Consider the following 21,527-nt stretch of genomic DNA (forward strand, 5'->3'; position numbering starts at 1 on the left):
GCAAGTGACACTATGAAGGCCGATCGGCGGACGAACCGCAAGAGGAGCTGACAGAACAGTAGAATACCGAGAAATCTGGACAGTACGGAGAAATCTGGATGAACCGGATTCCCCGGCCCGGCGCCGCAGGGCTGCTGCGGGCCCTGCGCGAATGGCCCGGCTGGTTCACGCTCGCCGCCGGCGCGGTGCTCTGCGTGCTCGGCTGGTACGGCGTCTCCGGGGAGGAGCTCGCGGCCCGTCAGCTGCCGTACATCGCCTCGGCCACCGCCCCCGGCGCCGCCCTGATCGTCGCGGGCGCCGTCCTCATCGCCGTCCGCCGCGGCCCCGGCCCCGGCGAGCCCGCGGACCGGCGGCTCGACCAGCTCTACGCGCTGCTGGTCACCGAGGCCCCCGCCGCCGCCGCGGACGAGGGCGAGAGCGGCCCGCCGGTCGGCCTCCCCGACGGCACCCTCTACCACCGCCGGGACTGCCCGCTGGTCGCCGGCAAGACCGGTGCCGAACCGCTGGACGCCCGAGCCGTGCGGGAACGCGGCCTCAGCCCCTGCCCGGTCTGCGACCCCGGGCCGCCCGAGGCCCCCGGACCGGCCGCCGACCCCGGACCCGCCGAGCCCGGGCAGCCGGCCGGGTGAGCGACAGCCTCGGCCTGACCGCCGACCTCGCCCTCGCCGGCCTCTCCGTCGGCAGCGCCGCCGCCCTCAGCGGCGTCGGCCTGGTCGTCACCCACCGCGCCACCGGGGTGCTCAACCTCGCCCAGGGCGCCCAGGCCGTCGCCACCGCCTACCTGCTGCGCGAACTCGTCGTCGTCCGCGGCTGGCCGCTCTTCCCCGCGGCCGCCTTCTGCCTGCTGATCGCCGCCCCCGCCTTCGGCGTCCTGCTCGACGCCGCCGTCTTCCGCCCGCTGCAGCGCCGCGGCGCCGGAGCCGGCGAGACGATGGTCGCCGGCATCGGCGTCTTCGTGCTGCTGATCGGCACCGTCATCCTGCTCTGGGGAACCGCCCCCTTCGCCGACGCCCCCGCGCTCGTCCGGCCCGAGCACCTCGCCGACCTCGGCGGCCACGTCCTGCGCCTGGACACCGCCGTCCAACTGGCCGTCCTGTTCGCGGTGGCCGGCGGCGTCGGCCTCGTCACCCGCTACACCGCCTTCGGCACCCGGCTGCGCGCCGTCGTCGACAACCGCGCCCTCGCCGGACTCGCCGGGATCGACGCCGATCGGATCTCCGCCACCGGCTGGGCCTTCGGCTCCTTCACCGCCGGACTGGTCGGCATCCTGCTCGCCCCCTCCCTGCTGCTCGACCCCTACGGCCTGCCGCTGCTCGTCATGGAGACCATGGCCGTCGCCGTCGCCGCCCGGCTGCGCAGCCTGCCCGTGGCGGTCGTCACCGGCCTCGCCCTGGGCGTCGCGCAGAGCGAACTCACCCGGCTGCGCCCGGCCGGCCAACTCCTGCCGCTCGCCCAGGCCGTGCAGGCCAACCTGTTCACCGTCGCGCTGCTCGTCGCGGCCCTGCTGCCCTGGCGCGGCGCGGTGGACGACACCGGCCTCGCCCCGGCCGGCGCGCCCCGGATCGAGCGCGGCTCGGCCGCCGTCAAGGCCGTCTGCACCGTCCTCCTGCTGCTGCCGCTCGGCTTCCGCAACGACGACCTGCGGCACGCCCTCGCCGTACCCGCGCTCGCCCTGGTGCTGCTCTCCGTCGTGGTCGTCACCGGCTACGGCGGACAGGTCTCCCTCGGCCAGGCCGGGTACGCCGGCCTCGGCGGGCTCGGGACGGCCCTGCTGATGTCCGGCCGGGTACCCGGGCTGCCGCCGATGCCCGCCGTCCCCGCGCTGCTGCTGGCCGTCGCCGTCACCGTGCCGCTCGGCCTGCTCACCGGATGGCCCGCGATCCGGCGCCGCGGCCTCGCCCTCGCCCTGGTCACCTTCGCCGTCGGCACCGCGCTCAGCCGGCTCGTCTTCAACCAGCCGTACGCCACCACCGGGCTCGTCGTCGACCGCCCCGAGTTCCTCGCCGGAGACGGCGCCTTCTACACCGCCGAGCTGGTGCTGCTCGGCCTCGGTCTGCTGCTGGTCCGCAACCTGCACCGCGGCCGGCTCGGCCGGGCCCTCACCGCGATGCGCGACCACCAGGCCGGAGCCTCGGCCGCCGGGGTGGACGTGCCCCGGCTGAAACTCCTGGTCTTCATGGCCGGCGCCGGACTCGCCGCCCTCGGCGGCGGACTGCTGACGCTCGCCGGACGCGCCTTCTCCGCCGCCGCCTTCGACCCGATCCAGGGCCTGCTCTGGTTCGCGACCGTGGTGGTGGCCGGGGCCGACAGCGCCGTCGGCGCGGTCCTCGCCGCCGCCCTGCTGATCGGCCTCGACACGGGCACCGTCCCCGGCATCTCCGCGGTCGTGGTCGGCGGCCTCGCCACCGCCCTCGGCCGCATGCCCGGCGGCCTCGCCGGCGTCGCCCGCCGCCTCGCCGCCCGCCCCACCCCCGCCCCACCCCGCCTCACCCCCCTCGGCCGATCCCTCCGCCACCACCTCACGGACCCCCCGAAATGACCCCGCCCCCGCCGAGTCCGCCACCCCCGCAGGGACCCGGAGAACTGCGCACGGCGGAAGGCGCCGTCCCGCACCCGACCCCGTCCAGCACGTTGCACCCCCAGGGGCGCGGGGAACTGCGCGCAGCGGGAGGGCACAACCCTCACCCGACCCGTTCCAGCCACCTGCACCGCCGGACCCCACGATGAGCGCAGCCGCTGCCCCCCTCACCTCCGGCCTCACCGCCCGCGGCCTCGTCCGCCGCTTCGGCGGCATCGCCGCGGTCGACGGCGTCGACCTGGACGTCCCGCCCGGTCGGATCACCGCCCTGGTGGGCCCGAACGGCGCCGGCAAGAGCACGCTGTTCGACTGCCTGAGCGGCGTCGCCCGCCCGGACGCCGGCCGAGTCCTGCTGGCCGGCCGCGACGTCACCCGGCTGCCGGACCACGCCCGGGCCCGTCTCGGCCTCGCCCGTACCTTCCAGCAGATCGCCGTCTTCCCCGGCCTGACGGTCGGCGAGAACACCCGTCTCGGCGCCGAGCAGGGCCGTGGCGGCACCGTCCGCGGTCTGCTGGGCCTGCCCGCCCCCGGGGCCCCCGCGGCCCGTGAGGCCACCGACCGGGCGCTGCGGCTGTTCGGCCTGGACGCCGTCCGGGACTGGCCGGCGGACCGGCTGCCGACCGGTGCGCTGCGCCTGCTGGAGCTGGCCCGTGCGCTGGCCGCGTCCCCCCGGGTGCTGCTGCTGGACGAGCCGGCCGCCGGTCTCGACCTGGCGCAGACGGCCCGGCTCGGCTCGGTGCTGCGGGCGCTCGCCGCCGAGGGGGTGGCGCTGCTGCTGGTGGAGCACGACGTCGAACTGGTCGCCCGGCTCGCCGACACGGTCTGCGTGATGGCCCGGGGGAGGGTCCTGCTGAACGGGCCGACCGCCGAGGTCCTGGCAGACCCGCGGGTGGCGGGGGCGTGGGGCGAGGCCGCGGGGGCGGAGTCGTGACCGTCGAGGCGGAGCTGCGCGGGGTCCGCGTCCGGTACGGGCTGCTGGAGGCCCTGCACGGGGTGGACCTGGCCTGCCCGGCCGGCCGGGTGACGGTGCTGCTCGGCCGCAACGGCGCCGGACGGACGACCGCCCTGCACGCCCTCGCCGGCGTGGTCCGGCCGGCCGCGGGACGGGTGCTCTGGGCGGGCCGGGACGTCACCGCCCTCTCGGCGTTCCGCCGGGCCCGCCGGGGCCTCGCGCTGGTCCCGGCCGATCGGGCGGTCTTCCCGTCCCTCACCGTCGCGGAGAACCTCGGGCAGCACGCGGGCGAGGACACGGCGGCCGTCGAGGAGTGGTTCCCCGAGCTGGGCCCGTTGCTGACCCGGCGGGCGGGCACCCTCTCGGGCGGGCAGCAGCAGATGGTGGCGCTCGGCCGGGCGCTGCTGGGCCGTCCGAGGCTGCTGCTGCTGGACGAGCCGGACCGGGGCCTGGCCCCGGCGGTGGCGGCCCGGCTGCACCGGCTGCTGCTGGAGTCCGCGGCCGACGGCGGCACGGTGGTGCTGGCCGCCCGGTCGCTGCCGGCGACGCTGGCGGGGGCCGGCGTGGTGCACGTGCTGCGGCGGGGGCGGGTGGTGTTCAGCGGCGAGCCGGGCGAGCTCCTGTCCGGTCCGATCGGCGGATAAGCTGACCCGGAGACAGGACGTGTCTCGACGACGGGGGTTGACGATGGGAATCCTGGACGGCATAGGCCGGCTGCTGGCGGACGCGGAGCTCTCCGACCTGGCGGGCGAGCTGGAGGCGCTCGCCAACGAGGTGAGCAAGATCGCCCAGGAGCTGGAGCGGGCCCGCCACTCGGTGCACTGGACGGGCGCCGCCGCGGACGCCTTCCAGGCGCACGCCGAGAAGCGGATCAAGGACCTGCACGGTGTGGTCGGCGAACTCGAGGGCGCGGCCTCCGCCTCCAAGGCGGTCGCCGCCGTCGGCGGCCTGCTCTGAAGCGGCTCTGAGCCCCCGGCCCCGCGCTCAGCCCGCCCTCAGGCCTCCCGCCGGTCGCCCAGCCGCCGGTTCCGGGCCGCCCGGGCCGCGAGCCGCTGCTCGACGGGCAGCGCGGCCAGCGATCCGAGCGCCAGCGCGACGGCCCGCCCGATCCGCGCACCGAAGGGGACGGGCTCGTCGGCCGCGTCCGGGTGCTCCGCGACGACCTCGTCGACCAGGCCGACCGCGGCCAGGTCGTAGGCGCCGATCCCCTGGGCCCGGGCCAGTTCCGCGGCGTGCTCGCCGTCCCGGTGGACGATCGCCGAGGCGCCCTCGGGCGGCAGCGGGGCGAGCCAGGCGTGCTCCGCCGCGATCACCCGGTCCGCGGGCAGCAGCGCGAGCGCCCCGCCGCCGGAGCCCTGGCCGAGCAGCACCGCGAGCACCGGGGTGCGCAGTGCGGTGAGCGTGCTGAGGCAGTGCGCGATCTCGACGGCGATCCCGTCGAGTTCGGCCTGCACGGAGAGTTCGGCGCCGGCGGTGTCGACGACCGTGACCAGCGGCAGCCCCAGCTGCTGGGCGGTGCGCGCGGTGCGCCGGACGGACCGCAGGTCGGCCGCGGTGAACGGGCGGTCGCCGCCGCGCTGCTGCCCGACCACCACGGCCGGGCTGCCGCCGAACACGGCGAGCGCCCGCAGCAGCGCGCCGCCCTCGCCGCCGGGGGAGCCCAGCGGGACGTACTCGTCGGCGGCGGCGTCCAGCAGCTCGCGGGTGCCGGGCCGGTCCGGGCGGCGGGTCCGGCGGACGGAGTCCCAGGCGTCCGCCGTGACGCCGGTGGGTGGCCCGCTCGGCGGCTGGGGCTGCGGGACGGGCGCGGCGCCCAGCACGGACAGCACCCGCAGCAGGTGGCCGCGCAGCTCCTGCGGCGGCAGCACGGCGTCGACCAGGCCGCGGGCGGCCAGCGTCTCGGACCGCTGCACCCCGGGCGGCAGCCGGACCCCGCGCAGCTCCTCGTAGACCCGCGGGCCGAGGAAGCCGAGCCGGGCACCGGGTTCGGCGGCGACGACGTGGCCGAGCGTGCCCCAGGAGGCGAACACCCCGCCCATGGTGGGGTTGCGCAGGTAGGTGAGGTACGGCAGGCCGGCGGCCTGGTGGGCCTGGACGGCCGCGGTGACCCGGACCATGCAGAGGAAGGCGGCCGAGCCCTCCTGCATCCGGGTGCCGCCGGAGACCGGCAGGGCGAGCACGGGGAGGCGTTCGGCGGTGGCGCGCTCCACCGCGCGGGTGATCCGTTCGGCGGTGGCCACACCGATCGAGCCGCCGAGGAAGCCGAATTCGGAGGCGATCAGCGCCACCGGTACCCCGTCGACCAGGGCCAGGCCGGTGGTGACGGCCTCGTCCAGGCCGGTGCGGGCGGCCGCCTTCGCCAGGGACGCGGTGTACGCGTCGTCGGCGCCCGGGTGCACCGCCGGTTCGTCCCAGCACCGGAAGCCGCCGGGGTCGGCCAGCATCCCGATCAGTTCGCCCGCGCTCGGACCCCGTTCCTCGCCCACGCCGCGCACCCCCCGTGTCGTGCGGGCGCCGCCGGCGCCCGTCGGGGCCCAGGGTACGGGCTGCGGCAGCGGCCGGCGGTGGCGACCCGGTGGGCCGTCACCGCCGGCCGCGGAGAGTGCCGCGGCGGCCGATCAGAAGTTGATCATGTGCCCGGCGAGACCGTGCACGGCCTCCTTGACCGCCTCGCCCAGCGTCGGGTGCGCGTGCACGTTGCGGGCGACCTCGTGCACCGTCAGGTCCCACTGCTGGGCCAGGGTCAGCTCCGGCAGCAGCTCGGTGACCTCGGGGCCGATCAGGTGGGCGCCGAGCAGCTCGCCGTACTTGTTGTCGCTGATCAGCTTGACGAAGCCGGCCGCGTCGCCGAGGCCGTGCGCCTTGCCGTTCGCGGTGAAGGGGAACTTCACCACCTTGACGTCGTAACCCTGCTCGCGGGCCTGCGCCTCCGTCCAGCCGAAGCTGGCGATCTGCGGCTGGCAGTACGTGGCGCGCGGGATCATCACGAAGTCGAGCTCCATGGTCTCCGCGCCCGCGATGGTCTCCGCCGCGATGACGCCCATCGACTCCGCCGCGTGCGCCAGCATCAGCTTGGCGGTGACGTCGCCGATCGCGTAGATGTGCGGCACGTTGGTGCGGCTGCGGCCGTCCACGGCGATCGCGCCGCGCTCGGTCAGCTTCACACCCGTGACCTCCAGGCCGTAGCCCTGGGTGCGCGGCGCGAAGCCGATCGCCTGGAGCACCTTGTCGGCCTCCAGCACCTTCTGCGCGCCGTTCTGGGTGACGGTCACCCGGACCTTGGCGTTCGGGTCCGAGTCGTCGATCGCGTCGACCCGGGTCGACGTCAGCACCTCGATGCCGAGCCGCTTGTACCGCTTCGCCAGCTCCGCCGAGACGTCCGCGTCCTCCAGCGGCACCATCCGGTCCAGGAACTCGACGATCGTCACCTTCACGCCGTAGTTGTGCAGCACGTACGCGAACTCGACGCCGATCGCGCCGGCACCCGCGATGATGATGCTCTCCGGCAGGGTGTCGGTGAGGATCTGCTCCTCGTAGGTCACCACCCGGTCGCTCAGCGAGGTGCCCGGCAGCAGCCGCGTGGTGGCGCCCGCCGCGATGATGCAGTGGTCGAACGTCACCGTCTCGACGCCGCCCGCGGTCAGCGAGACCTGCAGGGTGTGGTCGTCGACGAAGGTGCCCCAGCCGTCGAACTCGGTGATGCCGTTCTTCTTCGTCAGGTAGTGGATGCCGGCCACCCGGCCCTCCGCGACCTTGCGGCTGCGCAGGAACGCCTCGCGGTAGTCGAAGCTGACGCTGCCCTCGACCTTGATGCCGAAGGTCTTGGCCTCCTTGGTGAAGATGTGCGCCAGCTCGGCGTTGCGCAGCAGCGCCTTCGAGGGGATGCAGCCGACGTTCAGGCAGACGCCGCCCCAGTACTTGGTCTCGATGACCGCCGTGCGAAGCCCGAGCTGCGCGGACCGGACCGCGGCGGTGTAGCCGCCCGGGCCGGCACCCAGGACCACGACGTCGAAGTGTGAGCTCATGAGCCACACGATAGACCTCGCCGGCGCGCCACGGGCGGGCCGGTGCCGGCCGCCCGATCCGTCACCGGCCGCCCTCCGGTGGCATGCTGGGAGAGGCCGTGCGCCCCGCCGGACGGGGGCACCGGAGCGGCCGAGGGAGCAGCCGAGGGCCCGCAAGGGGGTACCCGATGAGCCCGTCCGCAAGGCTTGCCGCACTGCCGTGCGGCCGGCGCGCCAAGTGGGTGGTGCTGGCGTTCTGGCTGGTGCTGCTGATCGTCGCCGTGCCGCTGGCCGGCAAGCTCACCGACGCCGAGGACAACGAGGCCAGCAGCTGGCTGCCCGGCAACGCCGAGTCCACCCAGGTGCTGAACGAGCAACGCGCCTTCTTCCCCGTCGACATCGCCCAGGCCGTGGTCGTCTACCAGAACGACAGCGGCATCACCCCGGCCAACAAGGCCGAGGCGGTCAGGGACGCCGCGGCCTTCGCCGTCGCCCCGCACGTCCGCGGGCCGGTGGTCGGACCGCAGGTCTCCGCCGACGGCAAGGCCATGCAGACCGTGGTGCCCGTCGACATCGGCACCGGCGGCTGGAAGGACCTGCAACCCGCCGTCGACAGCCTGCGCGCCACCGCCGCCGAGAACAGCGACGGCATGACCACGCACGTCACCGGCCCGGCCGGCGTCGGCGCCGACCAGGCCGAGGCCTTCGCCGGCATCGACAGCACCCTGCTCTTCGCCACCATCACCGTGGTGATCGTGCTGCTGCTGCTCACCTACCGCAGCCCGGTGCTCTGGCTGCTGCCGCTGCTGTCCGCCGGCGCCGCCCTGATCGTCGCCGAGGCCGTCATCTACGTGCTGGCCGCGCACGCCGGCCTCACCGTCAACGCGCAGAGCGCCGGCATCCTGATCGTCCTCGTGCTCGGCGCGGGCACCGACTACGCCCTGCTGCTCACCGCCCGTTACCGGGAGGAACTGCGCCGCCACGAGGACCGCCACGAGGCGATGGCGCTCGCCCTGCACCGGGCCGGCCCGGCCATCCTGGCCAGCTCGGTCACCGTGGTCGCCTCGATGCTCTGCCTGCTGGTCGCCGAGATGAACTCCACCAGCGGCCTCGGCCCGGTCTGCGCGATCGGCGTGCTCGTCGCGCTCGGTGCCATGCTCACCCTGCTGCCCGCCGCCCTGGTGATCGTCGGCCGCTGGGTGTTCTGGCCGGTCCGCCCCGCGTACGGCACCCCCGAGCCCACCAAGACCGGCCGCTGGGCGCACATCGGCGCCTGGATCGGCCGCCGCCCCCGCAAGGTCTGGACGGGCACCGCCCTGGCGCTCGCCATCTGCAGCCTCGGCCTGATCGCGCTGAACGCCACCGGGCTCTCCACCGCCGGCACCTTCACCGGCAAACCGGACTCCGTGGTCGGCCAGCAGGTCCTCGCCGAGCACTTCCCCGGCGGCACCGGAGCACCGCTCACCATCGTGAGCACCGCCGCCTCCGGGGAACGCGTCCGGACCGTCGCCACCTCCACCGAGGGCATCGCCGGCGCCACCCCCGTGCTCGCCAAGAACGGCCAGGCGCTCTTCCAGGCCACCCTCACCGACCCGCCGGACAGCCAGGCCGCCAAGGACACCGTCGACCGGGTCCGGGCCAACGTCCACGCCCTGCCGGAGGCCGACGCCAAGGTCGGCGGCAACACCGCGGTCGTCCTCGACGCCGGGCGCGCCGCCGGCAACGACAACAGGGTGATCATCCCGCTGGTGCTGGTCGTGGTGCTGGCCGTGCTGGCGATCCTGCTGCGGGCCGTGGTCGCCCCGCTGGTGCTGATCGGCACGGTGGTGCTCTCCTACACCGCCGCGCTCGGCATCAGCGCCTTCGTCTTCACGCACGGCTTCCACTTCGAGGGCGAGGACAACGCCTTCCCGCTGTTCGTCTTCGTCTTCCTGGTGGCGCTGGGCATCGACTACAACATCTTCCTGATGACCCGCGTCCGCGAGGAGTCGCTGCACCGCGGCACCAGAGCCGGCGCGGTCGCCGGCCTGGCCGCCACCGGCGGCGTCATCACCTCGGCCGGCCTGATCCTCGCCGCCACCTTCGGCGTCCTCGGCACCCTGCCCGTCGTGGGCTTCGCCGAGATCGGCTTCGCGGTCGCCCTCGGCGTCCTGCTGGACACCCTGGTCGTCCGCTCCGTCCTCGTCACCGCCCTCACCATGGACCTCGACCGCCACATGTGGTGGCCCAGTCCCCTCAGCCGCAGACCCACCCCCACAGGGGAAGGCCAACCCGTAGGGGCGCGGGGGACGACGAACCCATAGAGCACCCGTAGAGCAGGGGGAAGGCGAACCCCCAGGGGCGCGTGGGGGCACCTCCCGGCCTCCACGCGCCCCTGTGGTGCTGCCCCGGGCGCCTGCTACTGCTCCAGGGCGAGCACCTCGCGGAGGACCGAGGTCAGGACGGCCTCCGGGTCGCCGACCGGGCCGGTGGAGCGCCAGGCCACGAAGCCGTCCGGGCGGACGAGCACCGCGCCGTCGGCCCCGACCCCGTACGTACCGGCCCAGTCGGTGCCCTCCTCGGGCTCCAACTCCAGCTCGGTGCCGACCCGGTAGCCCGTCAGCGGGACACCGAGCCGCTTCGCGGCGAGCTCGCCCGCCTCGTGCCAGGCGTCCGCCGCCGGCCCGGCCAGCAGCACCGGCACCGTCTCGAACAGGTCCAGCGTGGAGACCCGCACCCCGGCCCGCCGCACCCACACGTGCGGCGCCCGGCCGCCCGGCGAACCGTCCGCCGCGAGCTTCTCCGGCACCGCCGGGCCGTCCGCGTCGGCACCGACCACCGCACCCAGCGGGTAGCGGTAGCCCAGCACCACCGACAGCACGTTGTTCTGCCGTCCGGTGCCCGGTGACACGTCGTAGCCCGGGTGCTTGTGCTCCGCGGAGCGGGCCGTCGCCCGGGCGGCGGTCGCCTCCGCGACCGGCCGGCGCTCCCGCCCGTACGACTGCAGCAGCCGCGGCCCGGCCCAGCCGCCGAGCACCGCCGCGAGCTTCCACGCCAGGTTGTGCGCGTCCTGGATGCCGGTGTTGGAGCCGAACGCACCCGTCGGCGACATCTCGTGCGCCGAGTCGCCCGCCAGGAAGACCCGGCCGACCGAGTACCGCTCCGCCACCCGCTGCGCCGCGTGCCAGGGAGCCCGGCCGGTGACCTCCACGTCGAGGTCCGGCACCCCGGCGGCCGCGCGGATCGCCGCCGCGCACCGGGCGTCGGTGAACTCCTCCAGCGCCTCGCCGTTCTCCGGGTGCCACGGCGCGTGGAAGACCCAGTGCTCGCGGTTGTCGACCGGCAGCAGCGCGCCCGCGCCCCGAGGGTCGGTCAGGTAGCAGGCGATGAAACGCCGTTCGCCGACCACGTCGGCGAGCCCCTTCGACCGGAAGGTGATGCTGATGTTGTGGAAGAGGTCGCCGGGACCGGTCTGGCCGATGCCGAGCGCCTCCCGGATCGGGCTGCGCGGACCGTCGGCGGCCACCAGGTACTGCGCCCGGACGGTCTCCTCCTCGCCCGTCCCCCGGTTGCGGATCAGCGCCGTCACTCCGTCGGCGTCCTGCTCGAAGGAGACCAGCTGCGTCCCGAAGCGGATGTCACCGGTCAGCCGGCGGGCGTACTCCAGCAGCACCGGCTCCAGGTCGTTCTGGCTGCACAGGCACCAGCCGGTCGGGCTGAACCTCTTCAGCGCGCCGCCCGGGTCGATCTCCTTGAACAGCCACTCCTGGTCGTCGCCCGAGAGGGTGTCGGCCTGCAGGATGCCGTGGTTCTCCGCCAGCACCGAGGCGGCCTCCTTGACGGCGGACTCCACGCCCGCCACCCGGAACAGCTCCATCGTCCGCACGTTGTTGCCGCGTCCGCGCGGATGGTGCGAGGTGGCCGCGTGCTTCTCCACCAGCAGGTGCGGCACCCCCAGCCTTCCCAGGAACAGCGAGGTGGACAGCCCCACCAGGGAGCCGCCCACGATCAGGACGGGCAGCCGGCCGTCGGCGGTTGGGTTCATCTGTGACTCCAGTCGTTCGAAGGGCCCGACACCCAATGTCCCTGTCATTCGTCCGTGCCCGCGCGGCCGGTTGCGCCCATGGCCGCGCCTTTTCGCCCGGATGGGTTCCTGCCCTCGCACGATCGGTGACGGACCGCCACGATCGAGCTCAGTCCTCGTGACCGGACCATGCCCGGCCGCCGTCGGCGGCACCGGGCCGGGCACGCGACCGCACGGCCGAACCCCGCCCCCGCGGGCCGCAGGCCGACCCCCACACCCGCCGCCGTTCCACCACGGCCGCGCGACGACACGTCCCTTCGAGCAGACGAGTGATGATGACGACCCTCACCGAACCCGTGACCGACGCCCACCCTGCCGCCCTCGCCGTCCCCCGCCTGCGCGTCGTCCTCATGTGCGACGTCATGGACGGCGCCCAGGAGAAGTTCCTGACGGCCTATGAGCAGCTGCGCCACCAGGTCGCCGCCGTGCCCGGCCACGTGAGCGACCAGCTCTGCCAGTCCATCGAGGACCCCTCCCAGTGGCTGATCACCAGCGAGTGGGAGAGCGCCCAGCCCTTCCTCTCCTGGGTCGACAGCGAGGCCCACCGCGAGATGGTCAAGCCGCTGCACGGCTGCGTCCGCGACACCCGCTCGCTGCGGTTCAGCATCATGCGGGAGACCGCCGGCGACCACACCTACGACTTCGCGGCGCCGGTCTCCGACGGCATCGTCCGACACGCCCTCACCTTCACGGTGAAGCCCGGCACCGAGAAGAAGGTCGCCGGGATCCTCGCCGGCTACACCTCGCCCAAGGCCCAGGTGGACGAGCGGACCCGGCTGCTGCGCACCTCGCTCTTCATGCAGGGCAACCGGGTCGTCCGCGCGGTCGAGGTGGCCGGTGACCTCGGCGCGGCGCTGCGGCACGTCGCCCAGCAGCCCGAGGTGCGGGCCGTCGAGGAGGCCATCAACCCCTACCTGGAGGAGGCCCGGGACCTCGGCAACCCGGAGTCCGCCCGCGCCTTCTTCATGCGCGCCGCACTGCCCGCGGTGCACCGCGTCGCCGCCCCCGACGCGCCGACCGCGCCCGTCCGCCGGTACGCGCTGCGCTACCCGGTGAAGACCGGATGCGGCAGCTCGGTCGTCGGCCTGTTGGCCCGTCAGGACCGCCAGGTCGTCGAGGAGGGCTCGCCGCTCGTCGCGAGCACCCTCTTCCACCGCGACGACGTGGTCGTCCGCGTCATCGACTTCGCCGGGCCGGCCGACGCAGACCCCGCCACCGCCCTCGGCATCGCCGGACCGCGCGCCGCCGGCGTGCTGGCCCGCCTGCTGGAGCTCGACGAGCACCACGACCTGCGGACCTCCGCGGGCATCGGCCGCTTCCTCGCCGACTGCACCATGCAGCCCGTCACCGACCGCTCCTCCCAGGACGCCTGAGCGTCCACGCACCCGGGGCGGCCAGCCCGCCCCCGGCCCCCATCCCTGCAATGCCTTCTGGAGGCAGCAACCATGACCACCAAGTTCCCACGCATCGTGCACGTCGACGACGCGCCGCCGAACACCCGACGCGGCGGCGACCTGCGCGCCATGCTCACCCCGACGACGGTGGGAGCCACCAGCGGCTTCATGGGAATGGCGATCGTGCAGCCCGGCGACCGGATCGCCGAGCACTACCACCCGTACTCCGAGGAGTTCGTGCTGGTGGTCAGGGGCGAGCTGGAGGTCGACCTCGACGGGGAGCCGTTCCGGCTCAGCCCCGACAACGGCCTGCTGATCCCGATGAACGTGCGCCACCGGTTCCGCAACGTCGGCTCCACCGAGGCCCGCCTGGTCTTCCACCTCGGCCCGCTCGCACCGCGGCCCGAGCTCGGCCACGTCGACACCGAGGAGACCCCGGCGCCGCCGGAACCGGCCGAGGCCGTCTCATGACACGGCGGGTGGTGGTCACCGGTCTCGGTGTCGTCGCGCCCGGCGGCGTCGGGGTCCCCGCCTTCTGGGACCTCCTCACCGCCGGCCGCACCGCGACCCGCGGGATCACCTTCTTCGACCCGGCCGGATTCCGCTCCCGGATCGCCGGCGAGTGCGACTTCGACCCGTACGCGGCCGGCCTGGACGCCGAGGAGGTGGCCCGCTCGGACCGGTACATCCAGTTCGCGCTGGCCGCCGCCGCGGAGGCCGTCCGCGACGCCGGGCTCGACCTCGGCGCCGAGGACCCCTGGCGGATCGGCGTCTCCCTCGGCACCGCCGTCGGCGGCACCACCCGGCTGGAGCACGACTACGTCGGCGTCAGCGCGAACGGCGCCCGGTGGGACGTCGACCACCGCGGCGCCGCGCCGCACCTGCAGCGGGCCTTCACCCCCGCCACGCTCGCCTCCGCGGTCGCCGAGCGCACCGGCGCGCACGGCCCGGTGCAGACGGTCTCCACCGGCTGCACCTCCGGGCTGGACGCCGTCGGCTACGCCCTGCAGGCCGTCGAGGACGGGCGGGTCGACGTCTGCATCGCCGGTGCCTCCGACTCGCCGATCTCCCCGATCACCGTCGCCTGCTTCGACGCCATCAAGGCGACCTCGGCGCGCAACGACGACCCGGAGCACGCCTCCCGGCCGTTCGACGCCAGCCGGGACGGCTTCGTCCTCGGCGAGGGCGGCGCCGTGCTGCTGCTGGAGGAGTACGAGCACGCCAAGCGGCGCGGCGCCCGGATCATCTGCGAACTCGGCGGCTTCGCCACCTTCGGCAACGCCTACCACATGACCGGTCTCACCCAGGAGGGCCGGGAGATGTCGGAGGCGATCGACCGGGCCCTCGACCACGCCCGGGTGAACGCCTCCGACGTCGACTACGTCAACGCGCACGGCTCCGGCACCAAGCAGAACGACCGGCACGAGACCGCCGCCGTCAAGCGCTCGCTCGGCGCCCACGCGTACGAGACGCCGATGAGTTCCATCAAGTCGATGGTCGGGCACTCGCTCGGCGCCATCGGCGCGATCGAACTGGTCGCCTGCGCCCTGGCGTTGAAGCACGGCGTCGTTCCGCCCACCGCCAACTACGAGACCCCGGACCCGGAGTGCGACCTGGACTACGTCCCGAGGACGGCCCGGGAGCTGCCGCTGCGGCACGTGCTCTCGGTCGGCAGCGGCTTCGGCGGCTTCCAGTCCGCGGTCGTGCTCAGCAGAGAGGGGGCACGGACATGACGTCCGACCCGCCCGACCGGCGGACGGTGGTGACCGGCATCGGGGTGATCGCACCCAACGGTGTCGGCACCGACGACTTCTGGAAGGCCACCCGCGAGGGCGCCAGCGTGCTCGGCCCGATCACCCGCGAGGGCTGCGGGCAGATGCCGCTGCGCGTCGCCGGACAGGTCGGCGGCTTCGACGCCGAGGCCGCCGTCGAGGGCCGCTACCTCGTCCAGACCGACCGGTTCACGCACTACGCGATGGCGGCCGCCGACCTCGCCCTGGAGGACGCGCGGCTGCGGCCCGACGAGAACTCGCCGTTCGCCACCGGCGTCGTCACCGCGGCCGGCTCCGGCGGCGGCGAGTTCGGCCAGCGCGAGCTGCAGAACCTGTGGGGCCAGGGCCCCCGGTTCGTCGGCCCGTACCAGTCGATCGCCTGGTTCTACGCCGCCAGCACCGGCCAGATCTCCATCCGCGGCGGCTTCAAGGGGCCCTGCGCCGTGGTGGCCAGCGACGAGGCCGGCGGCCTCGACGCGCTGGCGCACGCGGCGCGCACCATAACCAGGGGCGCGGACGCGGTCGTGGTCGGCGGTGCGGAGGCACCGCTGGCGCCGTACTCGATGGTCTGCCAGCTCGGCTACCCCGAGCTCAGCCTCGGCGACGACCCCTCCACCGCCTACCTGCCGTTCAGCCCGGAGGCGAGCGGGTTCGTACCGGCCGAGGGCGGCGCCATGTTCGTCCTGGAGGACGAACGGGCCGCCCGCCGGCGCGGAGCCCGGATCCGGGCCGAACTCGCCGGACACGCCGCCACCTTCACCGGGGCGTCGCGCTGGGCCGAGTCCCGCGAGGGCCTCGCGCACGCGATCCGCGCCGCCCTGGAGCAGGCCCGCTGTGCCCCCGACGAGGTCGACGTGGTCTTCGCCGACGCCCTCGGCGTCCCGGAGGCCGACCACGCCGAGGCACTGGCCCTCGCCGACGTGCTCGGCGAGCACGCCTCCCGGGTGCCCGTCACGGCACCCAAGGCCGGCACCGGACGCGCCTACTGCGGCGCCCCGCTGCTGGACGCCGCGGCGGCCGTGCTCGCCATGGAACAGGGCTTCGTCCCGCCCACGCCGAACGTCACCGGCACGGCGTACGACCTCGACCTGGTCTGCGGCTACGGCCGCACCGCCCAGCTGCGCACCGCCCTGGTGCTCAGCCGCGGACTGATGGGCTCCAACGCCGCCCTGGTGCTGCGTGCCGGCCGGCCGTCCTGACCGGCTGCCGGATGCCCCCGACCCACAGGAGACACCGATGACCCACGTCCTCACGTACGACGAGCTGGCCGCCCTGATCAAGGGCCGGGCCGGGATCGCCGTCGACCCGCTCGACCTGGAGCGCCCCGGCGCGACCTTCGAGGAGTTCGGCGTCGACTCGCTCGCCCTGCTCGGCATCGTCGGCGAGCTGGAGAACACCTACGCCACCCCCATCACCCCCGGCGCGGAGATGTCCAAGACCCCGCAGGACTTCCTCGACGCCGTCAACGCCTCTGCCACGACGGGAGCCTGACCCCATGCCCGGCCACACGGACAACGAGATCCTCATCAACGCCCCCCTCGACCTCGTCTGGGACGTCACCAACGACCTGGAGGGCTGGCCCCAGCTGTTCAGCGAGTACGCGACCGTCGAGGTGCTCGACCGCGAGGGCCCGAAGACGACCTTCCGGCTGACCATGCACCCCGACGAGAACGGCACCGTCTGGAGCTGGGTCTCCGAGCGGGAGACCGACCGGCAGGGGCTGACCGTCCGGGCCCGCCGCGTCGAGCCCGGCCCCTTCGAGTTCATGAACATCCGGTGGGAGTACACCGAGCACCCCGGCGGCACCCTGATGCGCTGGATCCAGGACTTCGCGATGAAGCCCACCGCACCGGTCGACGACCACGGCATGACCAACCACATCAACCGCAACTCGCGGATCCAGATGGAACTCATCAAGGAGAAGGTCGAACTGCGGGCGGGCGTGCGGTGAGCGGGACGTACCGCTCGCTCATCGTCGCCCGGATGCGGCCCGGCTCCGGCGACGACATCGCGGGCATCTTCGCCGACTCCGACCGCGGTGAACTGCCGCACCTGATCGGGGTCACCGGCCGCAGCCTGTTCCAGTTCGAGGACCTCTACCTGCACCTCATCGAGGCGGACCGGCCGCCCGGGCCCTCCGTCGCCCAGCACGTGAAGCACCCCGAGTTCCAGCTCGTCAGCGACCGGCTCACCGCGCACGTCCAGGCGTACGACCCGGCCACCTGGCGGGAGCCGAAGGACGCGATGGCGCGTGAGTTCTACCGGTGGGAGCGGCCCGCGGGCTGATCCACCGCCAACGCCAGGGCGCCGGCCGATCACCATCGGGCCGGCGCCCTGGCGTTGCCGCGTCCGCCGGCCGCTGCCCGCTGCCCGCTGCCCGCAGCCCGGTGCCCGGTTGCGGTGCAGGGACCGGTGGTGGGCGCACGCCGAGGCCCGCCGGCGAGGTGCCGGCGGGCCTCGGGGGAGGGGGCGGAGCGCGTCAGCCCCCGACGACGCTCTCGAAGGCGTGCAGGTACGGGTTGACCGGGCGGACCTCGTCGACCCGCAGGCCGGCCTCGGACATCAGGCCCAGCATGCTCTCCCGGGTGTGCTTGGCACCGCCGACGTTGAGCAGCAGCAGCAGGTCCATCGCGGTGGTGAAGCGCATCGAGGGGCTGTCGTCGACCAGGTTCTCGACCACCACCACCCGGGCGCCCGGGCGGGCCGCACCCACCACGTTCGCCAGCGTGCGGCGGGTGGACTCGTCGTCCCACTCCAGGATGTTCTTGATCAGGTAGAGGTCGGCCTGCACCGGGATCTCCACCCGGCAGTCGCCCGGCACCAGGCGGGCCCGGTCGGCCAGCGCGCCGCCCGGCCGCAGCCGCGGATCGGCGTCCGCGACCACCTGCGGCAGGTCGAGCAGCGTGCCGTGCAGGTGCGGGTGCTTCTCCAGCAGCCCGGCCAGCGCGAGGCCCTGGCCGCCGCCGATGTCCACCACCGTGGAGACGCCCTCCAGGTTGTCCAGGAAGGCCACCAGGTCGGCGGCGGACTGCCGGCTGGAGCTGCTCATCGCCTTGTCGAAGACCTTCGCGGACTCGCCCGCGTCGTCGTGCAGGTACTGGAAGAACTCCTTGCCGAACATCTCGGGGAAGATGTTGCGGCCGGTGCGGACGGCCTCGTCCAGCCGGGGCCAGGCCTGCCACGTCCAGGGCTCGGTGCACCACAGCGAGATGTAGCGCAGGCTGTTGGGGGCGTCCTCGCGCAGCATCCGGGACATGTCGGTGTGCGCGAAGCGGTCGTCGTCCGTCTCCGTGAAGATCCCGTAGCTGGCGAGCGCCCGCATCAGCCGACGCAGCGGCTTGGGCTCCACCTTCAGCTCGGCGGCCAGGTCGCGGACGGCCGTCGGGTTCTCGCCGAGCGCGTCGGCGACACCGAGCTGCGCCGCGGCGCGGATCGCCGCGGCGCAGGCGGCGCCGAAGACGAGCTCGCGCAGGCGCATCACCGCGGGCGGGGACGGGGACTGGGTGCTGGCGGACATGGAACCGCCTTTCGTACGGGGGCCGGGGGGCCCGGGGAGGAGGGTCTGCGGTCGGTGCGGGGAGTTGCTCGGGCGAGGGCTCAGCAGCGGCCGGCCGGCTCGGAGACGCCGCAGGTGTTGCGGGCGAAGGTGTTGCCGGTGCCCGTGTCGCGGTCGGCCAGGTCCGCGGGGCCGTTGTCGGCCAGTACGTTCCCGGTGACGCTGATCCGGTTGTTGGGCGTGCCGGTCACGCTCGGGAAGAGCACCACGCCGCCGGACATCGGCGAGTCGCCGCGGTTGCCCTCGATCTGGTTGCCGGACACCACGGAGTCCTCGGCGCCGGTGAAGAGGATGCCGGTGCCCTGGATGAAGGCCAGCCGCGGGTTCTGCGGGCAGTACTTGTTGTTCTCGTGGACGTAGTTGCGGTTGACGCTGATCGCGCCCGGCTTGGGCGAGCCCTCGTCGCCGACCACGAAGACGCCGCCGCAGTTGCCGCTGATGTCGTTGGCGTCCACCGCCAGCGTCCGGGCGCGCCGGACGACCACGCCGATCCGGTTGCCGGACAGCCGGTTGCCGCGGATCACGGTGCCCTGGGTGTCGATGGCACCGCCCTCGTGGGCCACCGAGTTGGCGAGGAAGATGCCCGCCTGCACGTTGTCGGCGGCCTCGTTGCCGGTCAGCGTGGCCCGGATCGACTTCTCCTGGCTGATGCCCTGGTTGCCGTTGTGGAAGGCACCGACGTCCATGATCCGCAGGTGGTCGGTGTTGGAGGCGTCGATGCCGTTCATCCGGTAGCCGGAGACGGTCAGCGAGCCGATCCGGACGTTGTTCACCTTCTGGTCGTCCGTGCCGGCCACGCAGATGCCGTGGCCCGCGGTGGCGCAGGCGTTCCCGGTCTGCGCCGGGTCCGGGACGAGGACGGTCGACGGACCGACCCCGCGCAGGGTGATGTCCGAACGGGTGATCAGCACGCTCTCGTGGTACGTGCCGGGCATCAGCTGGACGGTGCTGCCCGGAGCGGCCGCGTCGACCGCCTTCTGGATGGACTCGCCGGGGAGGACGGTGCGCATCGAGGACGCGGCCTGGGCGGGCGGGACCGCCCCCAGGCTCGCGACCAGGGCGGCGAGGCCGCCGGCGAGGTAGTGGGTCCGTCGCATGGACATGGAACTGGGGCCTGCTTTCGGGGGGTACAGGGTCGGGCGGGCGCCGGGATCGGCGCGCCCGGCGTGGGGGTGCGGGGCTGTGGAGTGTGGGGGTGCGGGGGTTCGCGCGGTGGGGGTCGTGGGGCCGCAGGTGCCGTGGGGGACAAGGGGTGTGGGGTCATGTGGAGGTGGCGCGCCGTGCGCGGGGCGGAGGGCACGGGGCGTGGGGGAGCGCAGGGAGCCTCCGTCCCCCGAAGCTAGGACCGCCCCAGGGGGCCCGCCACTCGGGTGGGCGGTTCGGTGACGTTCCCTCACCTGACGGAGTGGCGCATGTGGCTGACCGTCATGCACACGGGCCCGCCCCGACCGTCCCCGCCGCCGTTCCGGTCGGCGTCGCTCCGCGCAGCCGGGCGGGGCCGGTGGCGGAATGCCCGTTCCCGAAGGGCGGACACCCCGGAGGTCGGTCGGTGCGCAGCGCCGTACCGCGGAGGGGCGGCGGGCGGGGGCGTGCCACCGGGACCCGTCCGGCCCCGGCGTCGACCGCGTCCCGGGTGAGGAGCCGGGCACCGGGCTGCGCACCGGCCTGCCGTGACCGGGGCAGCCCCGGTGCGGTGGCCCAGGGCCGATCGGGCGACCGCCGCGGAAGTTTCCGGAGGCCGTGCGGCGGCAGGGCGAGCGCGCCCCGCGGGGCGCCCGGACGGGGCGGCCGAAGGGCAGCCCCCGGGCACCGGTGCGACCATCGTGGGCAGGGGCGCGACCTTCGGAAGGTGCCGCTGATGCATGCCTCGCGGGCGACCGCCCGGCAGTACCGGTCCCACAGCAGGCCCACGGGCCGGCCCGTACGGGCGCGGCTGCTGGCCGCCCCGCTGCTCGCCCTGACCCTCGCGGGCACCGCCGCCTGCAGCGGGTCCGGCGGCGATCCCGCCCCGGCCTCCGCCCCGGCACCCGCCTCCTCCGGCAGCCCCACGGCCCCCGCGCCGCTGCCGACCTCCGAGGACCTCCGCGGCGCGCTGCTCACCACCGAGGACCTCGGCCCGGCCTTCGCCGAGACCCTCCCGGCCGACGGTGCCGAGGACCAGGGCACCAGCGGCTGCCCGCTGCTCACGGAGATCCTCAACGGGCAGGGCGAGCCGCCGCCCGGCGCCGTCCGCGAGCAGACCGAGTTCACCACCGCCGAGTCCAGCCCCTACCTCGGCGAGTCGCTGCTCACCGAGGAGCAGGGCGCGCTGGCGGACGACCACGCCAAGGTCGCCGAGGCGCTCCGCACCTGCGAGGCGCTCACCTTCACCGGCGACTCGACCTCCGTCACCTTCACCCTCACCCCGATACGCTTCGGCGGGCTGGCGACCACGGCGGTGCGGATGGACGGCGTCGTCGACGGGGTACTGCTCAACGGCTATCTGGCCGTGGAGCAGATCGGTCCGGCCGTCCTCACCTTCTGGTACTTCCAGGCCGGCGGGGCCTCCGCCCAACTCGCCGACGAGGTCTACCGCGCCGCTGCCGCCAAGGTCCTCCAGGTGCTGGTCGAGGGCGACGTGGCGAGCGGGTCGGCCGCGGCCGCCGGTGTCTGAGTGGGCGTCAATCCGGCCGGTCGGGGCGGCAGGAGGCGGTGGACCGCCGTCGTCGTCAGCGCGGCGGTCGTCCCCGTCCTGGGTGCCGGAGCCGCCGCGGGCGGCCTCCCGATCGGCCAGACCCGGACGGGCCGGGCGACCTGGTACGAGGACGCCGGCACCGGCGCCTGCGGAACGGCGATCGACGCCGCGACCGAGGACCTCGCCGCCGTTCCCGCCGCCTGGTGGACAGCCGCCGACCCGAACGCCGACCCGCTCTGCGCAGGCGTCTCGGTGCAGGTCGACTACCGGGGGCGGACCATCACCGTCCCGGTCAGGGACCAGTGCCCCGGTTGCCCGGCCGAACAGCTCGACCTCAGCCGGCCCGCCTTCCAACGGCTCGCCGACCTCGGCCTCGGCGTCCTCGACGGGATCACCTGGAAGTTCGTCGACTCCGGCCGTGGCGGCGGCGGTGGTGGAGGCGGCGGCGGGGGTACCGGAGGTGCGCGGGAGTCCGGACACGTTCGCGAACTTCCGGCGGGGGCCGGTGCCCCGGCGGCAGGATGAGCGGAGAGA

The 21,527-nt window shown here is 74.6% G+C and carries 20 protein-coding genes; 15 read left to right on the forward strand and 5 right to left on the reverse strand.

Annotated elements, in window-relative coordinates; translation table 11 throughout:
• Window positions 1–98: 98 nt before the first annotated feature.
• From AB0442_RS12130 to AB0442_RS12150, 5 genes are all read left to right on the forward strand, one after another.
• Complete coding sequence (locus tag AB0442_RS12130) at window positions 99–629, forward strand: hypothetical protein (protein WP_366162406.1); 531 nt, start codon at window positions 99–101, stop codon at window positions 627–629.
• Complete coding sequence (locus AB0442_RS12135; RefSeq protein WP_366162407.1) at window positions 626–2,539, forward strand: ABC transporter permease; 1,914 nt, start codon at window positions 626–628, stop codon at window positions 2,537–2,539. The genes AB0442_RS12130 and AB0442_RS12135 overlap by 4 nt, the downstream gene beginning before the upstream one ends.
• Window positions 2,540–2,723: 184 nt before the next feature.
• Window positions 2,724–3,509 carry an ABC transporter ATP-binding protein gene (locus AB0442_RS12140; RefSeq protein ID WP_366162408.1) on the forward strand — a complete coding sequence of 262 codons (786 nt, stop codon included), beginning with the start codon at window positions 2,724–2,726 and terminating at the stop codon, window positions 3,507–3,509.
• Complete coding sequence (locus tag AB0442_RS12145; protein WP_363541117.1) at window positions 3,506–4,174, forward strand: ATP-binding cassette domain-containing protein; 669 nt, start codon at window positions 3,506–3,508, stop codon at window positions 4,172–4,174. The genes AB0442_RS12140 and AB0442_RS12145 overlap by 4 nt, the downstream gene beginning before the upstream one ends.
• Window positions 4,175–4,217: 43 nt before the next feature.
• Window positions 4,218–4,487 carry a hypothetical protein gene (locus tag AB0442_RS12150; protein WP_344621543.1) on the forward strand — a complete coding sequence of 90 codons (270 nt, stop codon included), beginning with the start codon at window positions 4,218–4,220 and terminating at the stop codon, window positions 4,485–4,487.
• A 38-nt stretch (window positions 4,488–4,525) separates the two neighbouring features.
• Here AB0442_RS12150 and AB0442_RS12155 read toward each other — a convergent pair whose 3' ends face one another.
• Window positions 4,526–6,016, reverse strand: coding sequence for a carboxyl transferase domain-containing protein (locus tag AB0442_RS12155; protein WP_366162409.1), 1,491 nt, complete (start codon window positions 6,014–6,016; stop codon window positions 4,526–4,528).
• A 132-nt stretch (window positions 6,017–6,148) separates the two neighbouring features.
• Window positions 6,149–7,555: a dihydrolipoyl dehydrogenase gene (gene lpdA / locus AB0442_RS12160; protein ID WP_366162411.1), complete on the reverse strand. Its 1,407-nt coding sequence runs from the start codon at window positions 7,553–7,555 to the stop codon at window positions 6,149–6,151.
• Window positions 7,556–7,722: 167 nt separating this feature from the next.
• Between lpdA and AB0442_RS12165 the strand changes: the two genes are divergently transcribed.
• Window positions 7,723–9,837 (forward strand): MMPL family transporter, encoded by a 2,115-nt coding sequence (locus tag AB0442_RS12165; RefSeq protein WP_366162412.1) that lies wholly within the window; start codon window positions 7,723–7,725, stop codon window positions 9,835–9,837.
• Between the two features lie 95 nt (window positions 9,838–9,932).
• Here AB0442_RS12165 and AB0442_RS12170 read toward each other — a convergent pair whose 3' ends face one another.
• Entirely contained in the window at window positions 9,933–11,558 is a 1,626-nt protein-coding gene (locus AB0442_RS12170; protein WP_366162413.1) for an FAD-dependent monooxygenase, read from the reverse strand.
• 314 nt (window positions 11,559–11,872) lie between these two features.
• On the opposite strand from AB0442_RS12170, the gene AB0442_RS12175 reads away from it, so the two are divergent.
• From AB0442_RS12175 to AB0442_RS12205, 7 genes are all read left to right on the forward strand, one after another.
• A complete protein-coding gene (locus AB0442_RS12175; RefSeq protein WP_344621548.1) occupies window positions 11,873–12,970 on the forward strand; it encodes a SchA/CurD-like domain-containing protein in 1,098 nt (365 codons plus the stop codon).
• A gap of 72 nt (window positions 12,971–13,042) precedes the next feature.
• Window positions 13,043–13,462 carry a cupin domain-containing protein gene (locus AB0442_RS12180; RefSeq protein WP_344621549.1) on the forward strand — a complete coding sequence of 140 codons (420 nt, stop codon included), beginning with the start codon at window positions 13,043–13,045 and terminating at the stop codon, window positions 13,460–13,462.
• On the forward strand, window positions 13,459–14,724 hold the full coding sequence (locus tag AB0442_RS12185; RefSeq protein ID WP_363541112.1) for a beta-ketoacyl-[acyl-carrier-protein] synthase family protein: 1,266 nt from the start codon (window positions 13,459–13,461) through the stop codon (window positions 14,722–14,724). Before AB0442_RS12180 ends, AB0442_RS12185 begins: the two co-directional genes overlap by 4 nt.
• Window positions 14,721–15,962 carry a beta-ketoacyl synthase N-terminal-like domain-containing protein gene (locus tag AB0442_RS12190; protein WP_363541111.1) on the forward strand — a complete coding sequence of 414 codons (1,242 nt, stop codon included), beginning with the start codon at window positions 14,721–14,723 and terminating at the stop codon, window positions 15,960–15,962. The genes AB0442_RS12185 and AB0442_RS12190 overlap by 4 nt, the downstream gene beginning before the upstream one ends.
• A 37-nt stretch (window positions 15,963–15,999) precedes the next feature.
• A complete protein-coding gene (locus AB0442_RS12195; protein WP_366162414.1) occupies window positions 16,000–16,254 on the forward strand; it encodes an acyl carrier protein in 255 nt (84 codons plus the stop codon).
• 4 nt (window positions 16,255–16,258) lie between these two features.
• Complete coding sequence (locus AB0442_RS12200) at window positions 16,259–16,714, forward strand: SRPBCC family protein (RefSeq protein ID WP_363541110.1); 456 nt, start codon at window positions 16,259–16,261, stop codon at window positions 16,712–16,714.
• Entirely contained in the window at window positions 16,711–17,049 is a 339-nt protein-coding gene (locus AB0442_RS12205) for a TcmI family type II polyketide cyclase (RefSeq protein ID WP_366162415.1), read from the forward strand. Before AB0442_RS12200 ends, AB0442_RS12205 begins: the two co-directional genes overlap by 4 nt.
• Before the next feature lie 193 nt (window positions 17,050–17,242).
• On the opposite strand, the gene AB0442_RS12210 is transcribed toward AB0442_RS12205, so the two are convergent.
• Entirely contained in the window at window positions 17,243–18,280 is a 1,038-nt protein-coding gene (locus AB0442_RS12210; protein ID WP_366162416.1) for a methyltransferase, read from the reverse strand.
• Between the two features lie 80 nt (window positions 18,281–18,360).
• Entirely contained in the window at window positions 18,361–19,422 is a 1,062-nt protein-coding gene (locus AB0442_RS12215; RefSeq protein WP_366162417.1) for a right-handed parallel beta-helix repeat-containing protein, read from the reverse strand.
• Between the two features lie 755 nt (window positions 19,423–20,177).
• Between AB0442_RS12215 and AB0442_RS12220 the strand changes: the two genes are divergently transcribed.
• Together AB0442_RS12220 and AB0442_RS12225 are read left to right on the forward strand one after the other, a co-directional pair.
• Complete coding sequence (locus AB0442_RS12220; RefSeq protein ID WP_366162418.1) at window positions 20,178–20,972, forward strand: hypothetical protein; 795 nt, start codon at window positions 20,178–20,180, stop codon at window positions 20,970–20,972.
• Complete coding sequence (locus tag AB0442_RS12225; RefSeq protein WP_366162420.1) at window positions 20,973–21,518, forward strand: cysteine/serine endopeptidase inhibitor; 546 nt, start codon at window positions 20,973–20,975, stop codon at window positions 21,516–21,518.
• Window positions 21,519–21,527: the final 9 nt, after the last annotated feature.

The sequence above is a fragment of the Kitasatospora sp. NPDC085895 genome (genome assembly GCF_040702125.1).
Taxonomy (GTDB): Bacteria; Actinomycetota; Actinomycetes; order Streptomycetales; family Streptomycetaceae; genus Kitasatospora; species Kitasatospora arboriphila.

What these genes read in the sequence shown, in the direction of transcription:
- AB0442_RS12130 (WP_366162406.1), top strand. Translation starts at nt 99, where the DNA reads ATGAACCGGATTCCCCGGCCCGGCGCCGCAGGGCTGCTGCGGGCCCTG.
- AB0442_RS12140 (WP_366162408.1), top strand. Translation starts at nt 2,724, where the DNA reads ATGAGCGCAGCCGCTGCCCCCCTCACCTCCGGCCTCACCGCCCGCGGC.
- AB0442_RS12150 (WP_344621543.1), top strand. Translation starts at nt 4,218, where the DNA reads ATGGGAATCCTGGACGGCATAGGCCGGCTGCTGGCGGACGCGGAGCTC.
- lpdA (WP_366162411.1), bottom strand. Translation starts at nt 7,555, where the DNA reads ATGAGCTCACACTTCGACGTCGTGGTCCTGGGTGCCGGCCCGGGCGGC.
- AB0442_RS12165 (WP_366162412.1), top strand. Translation starts at nt 7,723, where the DNA reads ATGAGCCCGTCCGCAAGGCTTGCCGCACTGCCGTGCGGCCGGCGCGCC.
- AB0442_RS12170 (WP_366162413.1), bottom strand. Translation starts at nt 11,558, where the DNA reads ATGAACCCAACCGCCGACGGCCGGCTGCCCGTCCTGATCGTGGGCGGC.
- AB0442_RS12175 (WP_344621548.1), top strand. Translation starts at nt 11,873, where the DNA reads ATGACGACCCTCACCGAACCCGTGACCGACGCCCACCCTGCCGCCCTC.
- AB0442_RS12180 (WP_344621549.1), top strand. Translation starts at nt 13,043, where the DNA reads ATGACCACCAAGTTCCCACGCATCGTGCACGTCGACGACGCGCCGCCG.
- AB0442_RS12185 (WP_363541112.1), top strand. Translation starts at nt 13,459, where the DNA reads ATGACACGGCGGGTGGTGGTCACCGGTCTCGGTGTCGTCGCGCCCGGC.
- AB0442_RS12190 (WP_363541111.1), top strand. Translation starts at nt 14,721, where the DNA reads ATGACGTCCGACCCGCCCGACCGGCGGACGGTGGTGACCGGCATCGGG.
- AB0442_RS12195 (WP_366162414.1), top strand. Translation starts at nt 16,000, where the DNA reads ATGACCCACGTCCTCACGTACGACGAGCTGGCCGCCCTGATCAAGGGC.
- AB0442_RS12200 (WP_363541110.1), top strand. Translation starts at nt 16,259, where the DNA reads ATGCCCGGCCACACGGACAACGAGATCCTCATCAACGCCCCCCTCGAC.
- AB0442_RS12210 (WP_366162416.1), bottom strand. Translation starts at nt 18,280, where the DNA reads ATGTCCGCCAGCACCCAGTCCCCGTCCCCGCCCGCGGTGATGCGCCTG.
- AB0442_RS12215 (WP_366162417.1), bottom strand. Translation starts at nt 19,422, where the DNA reads ATGTCCATGCGACGGACCCACTACCTCGCCGGCGGCCTCGCCGCCCTG.
- AB0442_RS12220 (WP_366162418.1), top strand. Translation starts at nt 20,178, where the DNA reads ATGCATGCCTCGCGGGCGACCGCCCGGCAGTACCGGTCCCACAGCAGG.